Source organism: Pseudomonas granadensis (assembly GCF_900105485.1).
Lineage (GTDB): Bacteria > Pseudomonadota > Gammaproteobacteria > Pseudomonadales > Pseudomonadaceae > Aquipseudomonas > Aquipseudomonas granadensis.
The window spans coordinates 3,553,083-3,566,312 of sequence record NZ_LT629778.1; the positions used below are offsets into that span (position 1 = coordinate 3,553,083).

The window sequence follows — 13,230 nt, forward strand, 5'->3', positions numbered from 1 at the left end:
CGCCCGACAGGAACGCCGAATGACAGCATTGCCCACGCCCCGCCCCGCCACCTTCCCGCTCAAGGCGTTGAACCTGAGCCTGGCCCTGGCCTTCGCCACCCTGACGCCGGTGCTGGCGCACGCCGTCGAACCCGTCAGCGCCAGCCACAGCGTCAATATCGGCCCCGGCCTGCTCAGCCATGTGCTGGCGCAGTTCGCCGTCAGTGTCGGCGTACCGCTGTCGTTCGATCCGGCGCAACTGGGTAATCGCCAAAGCCCCGGTCTGCAAGGCGAATACAGCGCACAAGGCGGTTTCGCCAGACTGCTCGAGGGCAGCGGTTTCGAGCTGATCGGCACCGCGGGCAACGGCTACACGGTAGCGCCGCAGGTGGCGGCTGACGGCGCACTCGAGCTCAGCGCCACCAACGTCAGCGCCGTGCGCGACAGCGGCGATACCTATGGCGGTGAGCAAGTCGCGCGTTCCGCACAGATCGGCATGCTTGGCAATCAGGCAGTCAATGACTTGCCCTTCAGTGTCACCAGCTACACCGCCAAGACCATGGCCGATCAACAGGCGCAAACCGTCGGCGATGTGTTGCTCAATGACGCCTCCGTTCGCCAGTCGTCAGGCTTCGGCAACTTCTCCCAGGTGTTCATGATTCGCGGCTTGCCGCTGCTCTCCGATGACATTTCCTATAACGGCCTCTACGGCATATTGCCCCGGCAGATCATCGCGACCGAAGCGCTGGAACGGGTCGAATTGTTCAAAGGCCCGAACGCCTTCGTCAACGGCGTGACCCCGAGCGGCAGCGGCATCGGCGGCGGGGTCAACCTGCAACCGAAGCGCGCAATGGACACGCCGACCCGCAGCGTCACTCTCGACTACAGCGACGACGGCCGTGTCGGCGGGCATCTGGATCTGGGTCAGCGCTTCGGCGAAGACAACCGCTTCGGCGCCCGGGTCAACCTGATGCAGCGCGAAGGTGCTACCGCTGTCGATGAAGAAGACCAGCGCTCGTCGCTGTTCAGCCTCGGCCTCGATTATCGCGGTGAGCGTCTGCGCATCTCCACCGACCTGGGTTACCAGAAACAGGTGATCAATCAGGGGCGCTCGGTGATCTACGTCGATTCGAGCCTGAAAAAAGCGCCCAAGGTGCCGGACGCCAACGACAGCTACGCGCAGCGCTGGAGCTACTCACAACTGGAAGACACCTTTGGCATGGCCCGCGCCGAATATGACCTGAACGATAACTGGACGGCCTACGTTTCCGGCGGAGCGAAACACACCCGCGAGAACGGTGTGTACTCGTCGCTGACGGTCACCGACCTCAACGGCACTGCGCGCGGCGGCATGCTGTATTCGCCCCACGACGAGGACAACCAGAGTGCCATGGCTGGTCTCAACGGGCGTTTCAGCACCGGGCCCATCAGCCACCAGCTCAACCTCGGCTGGGCCGGAATCTGGGGTGAGCAGCGTTCCGCATTCGAGACCATCGGCACGGCCAGCCGTTACACCACCAATCTGTACAACGTCACGGACAAGCCACGGCCAGCGGCCACGTCGTTCGCCAGCGACATCAACGATCCGCGCATCGTCGGCAAGAACACCCTGCGCAGCGAGGCGATTTCCGACACCCTCGGTTTCGTTGATGACCGTATCCTGCTGACCCTCGGCGTTCGTCGCCAGGAACTCAAGGTCGATGGCTGGAACACCACCACGGGCGCGCGCACTTCCAGTTATGAAGAGTCGATCACCACGCCGGTTTACGGCCTGGTGATCAAGCCGTGGGAGCACGTGTCGTTTTACGCCAACCGCATCGAAGGCCTGGCCAAAGGGCCGACGCCGCCGACCACGGCGATCAACCGCGATGAAACGTTCGCCCCGGTGCGCAGCAAGCAGATCGAGGCCGGCATGCGCGTGGACATGGGCAGCTACGGCGCCAACCTCGGCGTGTACCGCATCGAGCAACCGTCCAGCTACACCCAGGACGGCATCTTCCGCGTCGATGGCGAGCAGACCAACAAGGGCGTCGAGTTGAACGTATATGGCGAGCCGCTGGACGGTCTGCGCCTGCTCAGCGGCGCGACCGTGATGAAGACCGAACTGCAAGGCAGCAGCAATGGCGTCAACGATGGCAACCGCGCCGTCGGCGTGCCGCGCTTCCAGATCAACCTCGGCGCCGATTGGGATATTCCCGGCCTCGAAGGTGCAGCGGTGAGCGCACGGATGTTGCGCACCGGCGGGCAATACCTCAACGCGGCCAACACTCAGAGCATCCCGGCGTGGAACCGTTTCGACCTCGGCACGCGCTACGCCTTCAAACTGGACGACCGGCAGATCACCCTGCGCGCCAACCTGGAAAACGTCGCCAACGAGGCCTATTGGGCATCGGCCAACGGCGGGTATCTGACGCAGGGCACACCGCGCACGCTGAAGGTCGCCGCCACTGTCGATTTCTGACCACTCGTCAGACAGTGGGCACCCAGGGTTCTGCGCGTCGGACCAATATCAGGTACATGCCCTTTTCAGGAGATGCACCATGATCACGCGCAAACTCACTTCCCTGTTGCTGGCCGGTTTGCTGGCCAGCGCATCGGCCGCCAGCTTCGCGGCGAATGACGGCACCGACGCCACCGGGACCAAAACCGGCGGCGCCAGCAGCTCGACCATGCCACCGGACAACACCCCCGGCGCGCCTTCCGGTGGCAGTGGTTCCGGCGGTGGTTCCACTGGCGGCTCGGGGACCAATTCAGGTACGGGCTCCATGGGCACCGGTGTTGGCACGGGTACCGGCACCAACGGTGGCGCCAGCGGCTCGGGTTCCGGCGCGGGCGGTGGCACCGGTTCGGCCGGCGGCGGCACTGGCGGTGCGGGCGGTGGCTCGGGCAGCTGAACGAACAAGAGCCATCCCAGGTAGGTAACCTTCCCTTGCAGGAGTGAGCCTGCTCGCGATAGCGGTGTGTCAGTGGCGTAAATATCGACTTATACACCGCTATCGCGAGCAGGCTCACTCCTACAGGGATTGTGTTGCAGTCAGCGATCCGAGCGCATCAATTCGGCAAATCCGCTGTCCAGCGACAGCACCGCCGCGCGATTGCGACCGGCATTTTTCGCCTGATACAGCGCCGCGTCAGCACGCTGGATAAACGCTTCCGGGCTGTCATTGCCGCTTGGTATGAACGCATAACAACCCAGACTCACCGTCAGATACCCGGTCCGCGAGCCGCTGTGAACGATGTGCTTGTCGATCACGCTGCGTCGAATCTGCCCGGCAATCGCCAGCGCACCGTTGATATCGGTGTCCGGCAGCAACACGGCAAACTCTTCCCCTCCGTAACGCACGGCCAGATCGGACTTGCGCTGGCAACACGTCCTCAGCACCTGGGCAACTTGCGTCAGGCATTGATCACCGGCGACGTGGCCGTAGGCATCGTTGTAACGTTTGAAAAAATCGATATCGAGCATGATCAGGCTGACCGGACTGACCTGCCGTGCGCCGCGGGCAAACTCGATTTCCAAAGAGCGCTCGAACAGGCGCCGATTGGCCAGCCCGGTCAGGCTGTCGTGCGTGGCGATCTGCTCCAGCGCCCGTTGCGCCTTGCGCAGGTTCTTCTCGATGCGTTCGCCATTGCGCACCTGATGGATGAACACCCAGCCAAACAGGCCGACGCCGAGGATCACCAGCGCGACGATCACGCTTGACTGAAAGGCGCGCTCGTACCAACCCTGGAGAATCGTATCCCGCGAGGTGGCGGCCGATACCACTAGCGGATAAGACGCCAACTGCCGATAGCCATAGAGCCGTTCGGTGCCGTCGACATAAGAATCGAGCATCGCGGTGCCAGCCGAGGCATTGGGCAGCAGCGCCTGGAAAATCTGCCCGCGCGCCACCGAAGTGCCAATCAGCGATTCATCGAACGGCCGCCGCGCCAGCAAGGTGCCGTCAGTCAGCGCCAGAAACATGATGCCGTTGTCGTCGAGACTGAAGCTTTTGAAAAACTGATCGAAGTACGACATCTTGATGCCGGCCAGCAACACACCCTCGAAATTGCCGGAAGCGTCATTGATGCGCTTGGAGATCGGGATGATCCATTCGCCATTTTCGCGGCTGCGAATCGCCGGGCCGATGTGCGCCAGCGTCGACACGTTCTGCTGGTGAAACTTGAAATACTCACGATCGGCAACACCGTTGCCGCGCGGCAGCTCGGCAAACGAGGTGATTACCCATTGCCCGTCGCGATCGAATAGAAAAATGCCGTGCAACTGCGTCAGTTGCTGCGCACGCCGGGCGAAGATGCGCTGCAAACGCGGCTTTTGCGCAGCGCCGTAACCGTCATCCTCGATCCAGTCGACCAGGCTGGTCATTACCAGATCGGCCGCCAGAAACGTGTCCTCGGCCTGCTGCGCCATCGCCCGGGTCAAATTGCTCGACGCGGCCTGCGCCACCGCCAGATCCTGACGCTGCGACTGCTGCAGTTGCAGGTACAGCAAACCGGACAGGCACAGGCTCACCGCGACGATAAACAGCACCGCTGCTTTGCGTAACGGCAGACGCTTAAGCGCGCCGGGGGCCTGTTGCGGATCGTGAAGGGAGATAGGCAAAAGCAATTCCTGGGCAGATACGACAAGGGCGCCAGCGCAAAACCCTTATATTCTCGGAGCGTAGCCCACCGGGATGTACCCGGCAAACGCAGCGCTCCTGCCCGTTATATCGGCGTGCGCCGAGATTGGATGATCGCGTTTCGTCGATTTATTTTTGCGGCGTGGGCAGGCGGATTTTGCCGCTTCACGGCGGGAAACATCGTGGGGAATTCGCGCTTGGAACTCCCCGGCTTTGTCAGCGGGGTCTGTTGATTTCCCGGAGCAGATCGGCGACGGGGATATACAGGGTGTTGGAGTAATAGGGTTTGTAACCGTAGGCGGTGACCACGACTTTGCAGGGGATTTTTTGTTTGTTGGACAGGAGGTGGTTGAGTTCTGCTATTGAGAGATTCCTTTCAGAACTGCGGTCGCTGGAAGTTTCGACCATGAACGCGCGGGTGAAATAAGTAAACGTCCCCTTCTGCTGCGCATTTTCATCCGATCTCACCAAGCCAAAAGCGGAGAATTGCATAGCGTTACCCACTGTAAAATCGTGGTCATCGGCTAGCGCACAACGCAGCATGCCTGAAACCATCCCGACACGTTCGCCACGTCCAAAAAGATCAAGAACGTCGATGTCCGATTGATACCTGACAGCGTAGAGCAGTGATTCCTCTCTTTCGACAGAAACGAAGCTCAAGGTGGCGGGCGGTTTTAATGGGTCCTTAGCGCAGCCAGAGCAAACCGTTAAAAAAGCACAAAGCAGTACCTTTTTAATCATGAAAACTCCTCCATGATCGATTCGAACAGCATATCGGCTGCCGACTTATCACCGGCTATACGCGCAGTGAAAAGTCCAAGGGCGTTCGCATGATTGGTATTTATATTCACGTTTAACGTGGGTCCGCAGGTGATAAGCCACTTCTCGCCGAAGTCAGCTACGCCATCCGAAGAGTCTCTTATGGCAGGCATAGCTTTGACGTTGACCCAATCGCCAGCAATCGGCTCGGGGCGCTCACGATAGATATCCGAACCCAACCAAACCAAAGCCCCCTCACCCACGGGATCAAGGGTAACTAGCATTTGAACCCTATAACCCCAGCCCGACATGATGTTCGTCAAATGCGCACCGTTCCAGCCACCGAGGCTATGGCCGACGACATAGACAGGACAGGTTTTATAAGGGATCAAGGCCAGAACATTGCGCTGAATATCCTGCTTACCTTTCACTTCGTTGTAACCCAACCACTCTGATTTGTATTTGCCGTCATTGGCTAACAGCTTGGTGCGCTCATCAAAGTCTTTGCGTGCTTCCTGAATGTTTCCATAAGGACCCGAAAAATAATAACTTTCCTTATCCCCTGCCCCACCAATGAACAGAACAATCGCCTTGGTACTCTCCACCGGCACAGCCTTCACACTGACATCTTTCTTGTCCGTCAGCGCATGTTCCTTGTGCAGCTTGTAATTGTTGCCTTTCGGGCACGTTACCGTTTCAGCCGCCATGCCTCATTCCTCCAGAAACAACTTGATGGTTTCAGGCAGGTGCGAGCTGACTTCGTGGGTAAACCCGGCGGCGTCAGACACGCCATGTTCCATGCGCCCGTCCGCGCGCTGGATCATATAGGGGTGATTGGGCATCGGCTCGCCGGTCACGTCGTTGACCAGTTGTAACTTGTCGGTGAAGTGCACCGGCATGGGCAGCAAACCACTGAAGGGCGCGGTGACCACCGTGTCACCGATAATGACCGTGCCGGAACCGCCAATGACCACGTTGCCATGGCCACCGGTGCTGTCCAGCGTTGCGGCGTTCAAGCCATTGATGAACACCGTCGAAGACACCGCGCCGGTGATAGCGCTGCCGCAGGCAGATTTGTCGGTCATGCGTGCAGCCGCCAGGCCATCGAAATTGACGTTTGGCGAACCGCTAACGATAGGATTGGTGCCATGTCCCGGCAGCGGGCAGGCGGTTGGATCGGTGACGCGTGCAGCGGGCTTTCCGCTCATGAACAGCTCCTTGCAATCTAGCGTGTCGTCCTTTTGGGGGCGCAAGCATGCGGGAAATGCGCAGGTGCTTCAAACCTTCAGGCAAAAAAACAGGCGCCATGTCGGGCGCCTGTTCTTCATCGCTGATACCGCTTGGGTCACCGCGACGGCGGTACTCGGATATCGCCCGCCCGGCACTGGGTTTTCACGCCTTTGCCGCACGCCGCGAACTGTAGATCCTTGCCCATGCACACGCGCACTTCCGAGAGTTCCGGGCCGCTGCAGATCACTGCGACACCATCGGCCGGAATCCCCGGGTTGGCCTGGCGGAACAACTGGGCAATCTCCTGCGCCTCGAAATAATACGAGGTGCTGAACGGCTGCAGCTCGTCCGGGATTTTCACCGCCGCTACGGCCTTGTCCGCTTCATCCAGATAACCCATCGCGCTGAGGCCGCTGCAGGTGCCGTGTTTGGCCCATTCGTGATCGAGCAGTTTTTTCGTTGGAAACAGGGTCAGGCCTTTGCTGGTTTCCGCCGCCGACAGCCTCGTCAGCGGTGGGCAGGACTGCGGCCAGCCACCCGCGGCATATTGCGGCCACAGCCCGTGCAGCACGAAGCCGTAACCCTTGCCGGAACACTGCACATCATCTTTATGCGTCAGGCAAAAGGTCGGCGACCACGACAGCGCCAGCAGGTAGTAGTCGAACACCCCCGCCACCGATTCCGCCTGGGCCTTGCTTGATTGCGATTGCCGCGCCGAACTCAGGCCGATGCTACCGGCCGTCAGCGCAATCACTGCGAAAATTGTAAACAGCTTTTTCATCTACCCACTCCTTGGGACGCCTGCGTCCATGGTTTAGCTCCGGACCCGACCGGACCAGCGCTGATTTCGCCACGCTTGTGTTGCAAGCGCATGACGCAAGGCAAGGCCTGACGTCTTCGCAGGGTCTACGATTAACAGGCAGACATCCAACCAAGGGATCCGACATGAGTAAAGCAGACGAACTCGCCGCCAAACTCAAGCACGTCCATGCTGACGACATTACTTGCGCCGAACTGGAAATCGATTGCTGGCCCGCTCAGGTGTATGACTTGTACCACCGCATCGAAAAATGGTTACAGCCCGTCACCGAGGTCGGACTGAAGATCCGGCGCAATCCTACGCATGTTTGCGAAACTTCACCGGGCGGCGAAGCACATGACTACGCCATCGACCAATTGATCATCGAGGCCAATCACCACAGCCTGACCTTCGACCCGATTGCGCGGTTCACCGAGGATGGCTGCGGACGGGTGCAAATCAATGTGCCGGGGCGCGATCATTCGTTACTGCGCACGGTTGATGAACATCACGAAAGTCATTGGTGGCTGCAGTCGGTCGAGACCGGGCAGGAACTGGATGCGATTGCACTGACGGAGAACAATCTGTTGCAGGTAGTGCAGGAAGGGTTGGGGCTTTAGTTTTTTACCTTTCATCACTACGCTGTCGACTCGCTCAACAGGCCAGCCTTCCGGGAGAAGCCTAGCCGGTTGTCGCTATACCCCCCAAATCACAATCACTGGAATTTCTGATCGCATGGATGCTTCAACCGCCCCAACCTTTTCGCAATTTTTCAAACGCAACTTCAAACGGGTCCTCGATTACTGGAGTCAACTCACCGTCACGCTAGGTTTCCTGGGTGCAGGTCTGGCAATTCTTGGCCTGTATGTTTACACACGGGCCATTGGCCGCACGGATCTGTTTCTCGCAGCAATTGACGCGAAAGCCGCGCTGGCGCTCTGGTTACTGTTGATCGTGTTGATCATGGTCGGCTATCTGGGCGTACTTTTTGCCAGCGCGTGGTTTTATGGCATCAGCGTGTCGATGTTTGACAAAGTGCCGGAAAAACACAATCGAATCGCCGCGTGGTTGCTGCTGCCGTTGTGCTTGGGTTTTTGTGTATTCACATTAGTGTTGTTTATATACCCGGACACATTCAGTGCCGGTATCTCAATGGGAATGATCTTCTCGGTCACGCTTCTCGCTTATTTTGCCTTGTTTTCTTTCAAAAAATTTCGAGTGATCTTCGACGAAAATACCCAGCACCTGGTGACATGGAAGAAAAATGGCTTCCGACTATGGGTAGGATTTGTCATCGGTCTTGCCGTAATTTTCGCCTCGTTGCCAACCCTGCTCATCCTTTCAACCTATGTCGGTGAAGACAACGCTGAAGCTGTGGTGGTTGTTGGGCTCTTCTCGCTTGGTACACTCGTTCTGAGCCTGATTCCCGTGTTCATTTTTTACATCAGCAAGGGTCACGTCATCGCTCGCGTTGCATATGGACTGGCCGCAGCATTGGTACTCTTCGCTACATTTTTGCTTCTATCGCCGGGCGCCATGCCAACAATCACTTATGCGGCGGCCGGAAACCTGGCGATTCGTCAACAGGGCCCTGCACGCTTCATCCTCGATGAAGAGATCAGCCTCGGCGACGTGGATAACCGGCAGTGGCGGACTCGACTTAACGAGAAAAACAAAGTGGAAGTTACTGCGTTTCCGCTGCTCTCGTTCGGCGACATCTTGCTGCTGTGCAGCAGTGACCTGCGGTATCTGAATTTGTATCAGCTGCCCCGCTACACTCGTTTCTGCATCGCGACCCGACACAGCAAGGTGACGCGAAAACCGTTGCGCCCCTCACTGACACCTGGACTTAGCTGGCAAAAATGGGCGGGACATACACTCAATTGGGAGACTCTTCGTTCAGCGGTTTTGACGCCCATCCTGTCGCATCACCCGAGGCCGCCTGCCAAATATGACGTGCCTCGATTCAAACCACTGGGATGACGCCCGGAAAAACCTTTCATTACACTGAGCCCCCACCTTTTTCAAAGTGCGATTTCAATGACAACACTAAAAAGCACACTGACCTTCTGCGGACTGTTGACCCTGACCGCCGCCGCTCACGCCGAGACAGCTGCAACTCGCCTCGACAGCATCCAGCAACAAGGCGCGCTGCGCGTCTGCACCACCGGCGACTACAAGCCCTATACCTTCAAACGCGCCGACGGTGAATTCGAAGGCATCGACATCAGCATGGCCCGCTCGCTGGCCGAAACCCTCGGCGTCAAAGTGCAGTGGGTGCAAACCACCTGGAAAACCCTGATGCCGGACATGCAGGCCGGCAAATGCGACATCGGCATGGGCGGCATCTCGGTCACCCTCGAACGGCAGAAAAAAGCCTACTTCAGCAACACCCTCGACACCGACGGCAAAATCCCGCTGGTGCGCTGCGACGACGTCAGCAAGTACCAGACCGTCGAGCAGATCAACCAGCCCAACGTGCGCCTGGTCGAACCCGCCGGCGGCACCAACGAAGCCTTCGTCCACGCCTTCCTGCCCAAAGCGCAACTGGCCCTGCACGACAACGTAACGATCTTCCAGCAACTGCTCGACAACAAGGCCGACGTGATGATCACCGACGCCTCGGAAGCGCTGTATCAGCAGAAACTCAAACCGGGACTGTGCGCGGTCAACCCGCATCAGTACATGCAATATGGCGAGAAGGCTTACCTGCTGCCGCGCGATGACATCAGCTGGAAACTGTATGTCGACCAGTGGTTGCACTTGAGCAAAGTTACTGGCAAGTATCAGAAGACCCTGAGTGAGTGGATTGCCGTGCCGGATGCGCAGTGATGCCTAGTCGTCGTGCAGCATGCCGGAGCTGTATTGGTTAAGGCTGCTGCCGATGCTGTTGCCGCCGAATTTCAGGGTGTTGGCGGTAGCGCTCTGCGGTGATTGGCAGCCGCTGGAGAAACAACTGGCGGTGGTCAGGTCGCCGGTGCCGGAGCAGGCGCTCAGTACGGAAACAACGGTGGCGATGAACAGCAGTCGTGCGACCATGGCTCGATTTCCTCGGGGCGGGAACAACTATTTTGTCGCCATATCCTAGCCCCGCACCGTACGCGGCAAGATGAAATTTCGGTGGCTGACAGCAGGCGTTCAGGATCGCCTTTTCACTAGGCAAGAGTATTTACGACAATAGGTTTCGATCCTGATTTGTCGAGCATCTGCGGCAACGACATCGCGCCGCCGCAGAGAAGCATGGCCTAGGCCTTCACCTCGACATTATCCAACGCCTGATTCACTGCCAACTCCCCCAACATCACCACCTGTGCAATGCCCAGCGCGGTTTTGCGGTGCAAGGGGTCAAGTGCTGCGGCGAAGTTGTTGAGCATTTCCGACGCGGAACTCAGTGTTTCACTGGCATTAGCCAATAGGGATTCGGAATCGTACTTCGGGTTAGCGAGGTACATGCGTTCGGATTCGTTGACGCTGGACATGATCTGGTTGGGTGGGAGGAGATAGTGATCGAGCGCGCGCTCGGCGGCTTCGTGGAGCTTTTTCGGGTTGAAGGATTCGTAGGGGGATGCGGGATCGGTGTCCGGCGGGTTGGGCGTTACTTTGAACATGGATGAAACCTCTAGCGCGATTAGCAAAAGGAGCCATCACCCTCGCTACCAAACGAAGGGTGGCGGCCATACGCGGGTTGGTAGACCGGTCGCACTAGAACCCGGCGCCCAGAATGGGCCCCACGCATGACCACCATGAAATCCGAGTCCCGCGAAAGCGACTGAAATCGACGATGCGATGCATCTAGACACGAAGCGGGCTACCAAACCGATCACTGGCTTTCAGCGATGTAGGGACGATAGAGCCTGCGGGCTAGAGGCACAAGCCGGGGGATTCTGTCTTAGGTGTAGGGGGAGGCGCAAGGTCGTGTAGGCCAGAGGTGATGCGAACAACCTCATCCTAAACAGACTGAATCTCAACCGTTTAAATTGAAGGCCCTTTACCCAGGCACGAGTCCAAGCAAGTCTGATAAGTCGGCACAGGTTCATTCGTTGACAGGGAGTCAACCATGGCAAAGCCCGCCGCACGCATTACCGATACCACCAGTTGCCCAATGCATGGGCACGGCTCAAAAGCCATCGCTTCCGGACACTTTGAGGACGGATCTACTTTATCCGGTGTTTTTGATCACAACAACGCTGTGAGATTTCTCAATATTCCCGGGAAAATCTGGCACAAGCTTGAATTCGGTATACAAGAGGAATCGGCCGTTAATTCGATCTTCGATACGTTATTCAACGCTTCTTTGAAATAAGGACTATTCATGACTGAACCACTCCTCATCACACGAAGCTACGTTGTCCAGAAAGCACACGCGCTTGAAAACTCGCCCTTGGATATGGCTAGCGCGGGAATGGAAGGTGCTGCGACAAGATTTTATGTAGACGCCATATCAGATGCGAAAGTACGGGCCAACTACATGAACAACATCAAACGCATGTCAATGGACAAAAGCCGAGTGAAAGGACAATCCTTTGGACCCCGTTCTGTCGATGGCCTGAAGGCGTGGGATGCTGGGCCCGCCCGAATCGATTAGCATCGACTGAAGCTCTATCGCCAACATCCCAATGGAGAATCACAGCCAAATAATCATGAATTAAATACAGCAGCGTGATGGATTTAATTATTTCCACCACTTCTTTAAATATAAATCCGCCACACGCTTCTTCTATATTCTAAAAATCATCCCAACAATACTCACCAACAAGTAAATAACAAAAACAACCAAACCAGACAAAACAGACAGAACCAATAAAGGCTGCTCCTCTATTTTCACCCACCCCCACAGCACAGGCTTGAACCGATCAATACGCACACACATATATGCAACGCTGTATGCCGCAATGTAACCCCACAACCATATAGAAGTAAGAAGGCTTGTGAAAAAGAATACCCCCTCCGGAAATGCGTAAACCACCTCGGTAGATAACGGCACGTCTGTTGTGAATCGACCCTGCCCATCCGCTCTAAAGTTAGACATATCGAAATCCTCAACAACTCTTAGTAAGGTGGTTAGATTATTAGGGTCTAACCACACACCCAGAGATGTCATGGGAGAAGCTGCGCCATGATGCAATAAAATAAATTTAGCAACCGTCAACCCGATGTAATACAACATTACTGAACCAACCACATCAAAAACTAGCGCCCAGCCAAAAGCCTTCTTCCCATCAGACAAAGTTACTCGATATATTTTCCGAGTAAGGCTTATCGACAAAAATTCAACGACCAAGATGGTGCAATATATGGCTAAAGCAGGCCACCTCAAACTGCTCAACTCAACAATGTTCAGCATCCACTCTCGAAATGAAGAATATTTAAAACTGAACACCAGAATAAATATCCCAGCCCAAACATTCGTTAGTAAAAAACTAACCCAAAGCGCTCTCCATGAAAAAATCTTGCTGCCAAAAACAGCATTATTCATATGTAACCACAAAGCAAGAATCTTCCTTGCTCCGACACGGAAGCTTACCTCCATAATCCCAACAACTACGCGCTGCAATTTTTCTTTTCTGATAATTTTTTCAAAGGTCTCACATAGCTTACACCATGCTAAAAACGTACCGATTGCACACCCGATAGCCAAAACAAAACTCTGAATAGCATCAACCACTGAGTACACTCCGATCACCCAAGAACATTTTTTAATCCTGCCGCCATCATTTGGCCATATCCGAGTAAGCGTAGCAACGATTCTTAAGACAGTTGCAAGGGGACTGTTTTTTTAAGGCACTTATCTGCGCGTTTTCTCCTTCGCCCCTCAATTTCTGATGATATCCAACCTCAGAG

15 protein-coding genes are annotated in these 13,230 nt (G+C 56.6%); 7 read left to right on the forward strand and 8 right to left on the reverse strand.

Translation table 11 applies throughout. From position 1 onward, the window contains the following. Positions 1 to 19 precede the first annotated feature (19 nt). Together BLU52_RS15645 and BLU52_RS15650 are read left to right on the forward strand one after the other, a co-directional pair. Positions 20 to 2,440, forward strand: coding sequence for a TonB-dependent receptor (locus tag BLU52_RS15645; protein WP_090284629.1), 2,421 nt, complete (start codon positions 20 to 22; stop codon positions 2,438 to 2,440). Between the two features lie 79 nt (positions 2,441 to 2,519). Then, positions 2,520 to 2,873 carry a hypothetical protein gene (locus tag BLU52_RS15650; RefSeq protein WP_090284631.1) on the forward strand — a complete coding sequence of 118 codons (354 nt, stop codon included), beginning with the start codon at positions 2,520 to 2,522 and terminating at the stop codon, positions 2,871 to 2,873. Positions 2,874 to 3,013: 140 nt separating this feature from the next. Here BLU52_RS15650 and BLU52_RS15655 read toward each other — a convergent pair whose 3' ends face one another. The 5 genes from BLU52_RS15655 to BLU52_RS15675 all read right to left on the reverse strand — a co-directional run bounded on the left by BLU52_RS15655 (position 3,014) and on the right by BLU52_RS15675 (position 7,371). Further along, positions 3,014 to 4,582, reverse strand: coding sequence for a sensor domain-containing diguanylate cyclase (locus tag BLU52_RS15655; protein WP_090284632.1), 1,569 nt, complete (start codon positions 4,580 to 4,582; stop codon positions 3,014 to 3,016). A 235-nt stretch (positions 4,583 to 4,817) separates the two neighbouring features. After that, positions 4,818 to 5,342, reverse strand: a complete 525-nt coding sequence (locus BLU52_RS15660) for a hypothetical protein (RefSeq protein WP_090284634.1) — start codon at positions 5,340 to 5,342, stop codon at positions 4,818 to 4,820. Next, on the reverse strand, positions 5,339 to 6,067 hold the full coding sequence (locus BLU52_RS15665; protein ID WP_090284636.1) for an alpha/beta hydrolase: 729 nt from the start codon (positions 6,065 to 6,067) through the stop codon (positions 5,339 to 5,341). The genes BLU52_RS15660 and BLU52_RS15665 overlap by 4 nt, the downstream gene beginning before the upstream one ends. A 3-nt stretch (positions 6,068 to 6,070) precedes the next feature. Next, positions 6,071 to 6,568: a PAAR domain-containing protein gene (locus BLU52_RS15670; RefSeq protein ID WP_090284638.1), complete on the reverse strand. Its 498-nt coding sequence runs from the start codon at positions 6,566 to 6,568 to the stop codon at positions 6,071 to 6,073. A gap of 137 nt (positions 6,569 to 6,705) precedes the next feature. Continuing rightward, positions 6,706 to 7,371, reverse strand: a complete 666-nt coding sequence (locus tag BLU52_RS15675; RefSeq protein ID WP_090284640.1) for a ribonuclease T2 — start codon at positions 7,369 to 7,371, stop codon at positions 6,706 to 6,708. A gap of 164 nt (positions 7,372 to 7,535) precedes the next feature. On the opposite strand from BLU52_RS15675, the gene BLU52_RS15680 reads away from it, so the two are divergent. The 3 genes from BLU52_RS15680 (at position 7,536) to BLU52_RS15690 (ending at position 10,221) form a co-directional block, all read left to right on the forward strand. Further along, entirely contained in the window at positions 7,536 to 8,009 is a 474-nt protein-coding gene (locus tag BLU52_RS15680; protein WP_090284642.1) for a hypothetical protein, read from the forward strand. Between the two features lie 115 nt (positions 8,010 to 8,124). Next, entirely contained in the window at positions 8,125 to 9,372 is a 1,248-nt protein-coding gene (locus tag BLU52_RS15685) for a hypothetical protein (RefSeq protein WP_090284644.1), read from the forward strand. A 57-nt stretch (positions 9,373 to 9,429) separates the two neighbouring features. Beyond that, the gene (locus tag BLU52_RS15690; protein WP_090284646.1) at positions 9,430 to 10,221 is read left to right on the forward strand and encodes a transporter substrate-binding domain-containing protein; all 792 of its coding nucleotides are present in this window, start codon (positions 9,430 to 9,432) and stop codon (positions 10,219 to 10,221) included. A 3-nt stretch (positions 10,222 to 10,224) separates the two neighbouring features. On the opposite strand, the gene BLU52_RS15695 is transcribed toward BLU52_RS15690, so the two are convergent. Beyond that, positions 10,225 to 10,428 (reverse strand): hypothetical protein, encoded by a 204-nt coding sequence (locus tag BLU52_RS15695; RefSeq protein WP_090284648.1) that lies wholly within the window; start codon positions 10,426 to 10,428, stop codon positions 10,225 to 10,227. Between the two features lie 206 nt (positions 10,429 to 10,634). After that, positions 10,635 to 10,997 carry a DUF6124 family protein gene (locus tag BLU52_RS15700; RefSeq protein WP_090284650.1) on the reverse strand — a complete coding sequence of 121 codons (363 nt, stop codon included), beginning with the start codon at positions 10,995 to 10,997 and terminating at the stop codon, positions 10,635 to 10,637. A gap of 449 nt (positions 10,998 to 11,446) precedes the next feature. Here BLU52_RS15700 and BLU52_RS15705 point away from each other — a divergent pair, with 449 nt between their 5' ends. Both BLU52_RS15705 and BLU52_RS15710 read left to right on the forward strand, forming a co-directional pair. Then, positions 11,447 to 11,692: a PAAR domain-containing protein gene (locus BLU52_RS15705; protein ID WP_090284652.1), complete on the forward strand. Its 246-nt coding sequence runs from the start codon at positions 11,447 to 11,449 to the stop codon at positions 11,690 to 11,692. A gap of 9 nt (positions 11,693 to 11,701) precedes the next feature. After that, positions 11,702 to 11,974, forward strand: coding sequence for a hypothetical protein (locus tag BLU52_RS15710; RefSeq protein WP_408003536.1), 273 nt, complete (start codon positions 11,702 to 11,704; stop codon positions 11,972 to 11,974). A gap of 132 nt (positions 11,975 to 12,106) precedes the next feature. Here BLU52_RS15710 and BLU52_RS15715 read toward each other — a convergent pair whose 3' ends face one another. Further along, positions 12,107 to 13,054 carry a hypothetical protein gene (locus tag BLU52_RS15715; protein ID WP_090284654.1) on the reverse strand — a complete coding sequence of 316 codons (948 nt, stop codon included), beginning with the start codon at positions 13,052 to 13,054 and terminating at the stop codon, positions 12,107 to 12,109. Between the last annotated feature and the right edge of the window lie 176 nt (positions 13,055 to 13,230).

Excerpts from the sequence above, each read along its gene's own strand:
- BLU52_RS15675 (WP_090284640.1), bottom strand. The coding sequence starts at position 7,371 with ATGAAAAAGCTGTTTACAATTTTCGCAGTGATTGCGCTGACGGCCGGT.
- BLU52_RS15710 (WP_408003536.1), top strand. The coding sequence starts at position 11,702 with ATGACTGAACCACTCCTCATCACACGAAGCTACGTTGTCCAGAAAGCA.
- BLU52_RS15670 (WP_090284638.1), bottom strand. The coding sequence starts at position 6,568 with ATGAGCGGAAAGCCCGCTGCACGCGTCACCGATCCAACCGCCTGCCCG.
- BLU52_RS15690 (WP_090284646.1), top strand. The coding sequence starts at position 9,430 with ATGACAACACTAAAAAGCACACTGACCTTCTGCGGACTGTTGACCCTG.
- BLU52_RS15695 (WP_090284648.1), bottom strand. The coding sequence starts at position 10,428 with ATGGTCGCACGACTGCTGTTCATCGCCACCGTTGTTTCCGTACTGAGC.
- BLU52_RS15660 (WP_090284634.1), bottom strand. The coding sequence starts at position 5,342 with ATGATTAAAAAGGTACTGCTTTGTGCTTTTTTAACGGTTTGCTCTGGC.
- BLU52_RS15685 (WP_090284644.1), top strand. The coding sequence starts at position 8,125 with ATGGATGCTTCAACCGCCCCAACCTTTTCGCAATTTTTCAAACGCAAC.
- BLU52_RS15645 (WP_090284629.1), top strand. The coding sequence starts at position 20 with ATGACAGCATTGCCCACGCCCCGCCCCGCCACCTTCCCGCTCAAGGCG.
- BLU52_RS15650 (WP_090284631.1), top strand. The coding sequence starts at position 2,520 with ATGATCACGCGCAAACTCACTTCCCTGTTGCTGGCCGGTTTGCTGGCC.
- BLU52_RS15680 (WP_090284642.1), top strand. The coding sequence starts at position 7,536 with ATGAGTAAAGCAGACGAACTCGCCGCCAAACTCAAGCACGTCCATGCT.
- BLU52_RS15665 (WP_090284636.1), bottom strand. The coding sequence starts at position 6,067 with ATGGCGGCTGAAACGGTAACGTGCCCGAAAGGCAACAATTACAAGCTG.
- BLU52_RS15705 (WP_090284652.1), top strand. The coding sequence starts at position 11,447 with ATGGCAAAGCCCGCCGCACGCATTACCGATACCACCAGTTGCCCAATG.
- BLU52_RS15700 (WP_090284650.1), bottom strand. The coding sequence starts at position 10,997 with ATGTTCAAAGTAACGCCCAACCCGCCGGACACCGATCCCGCATCCCCC.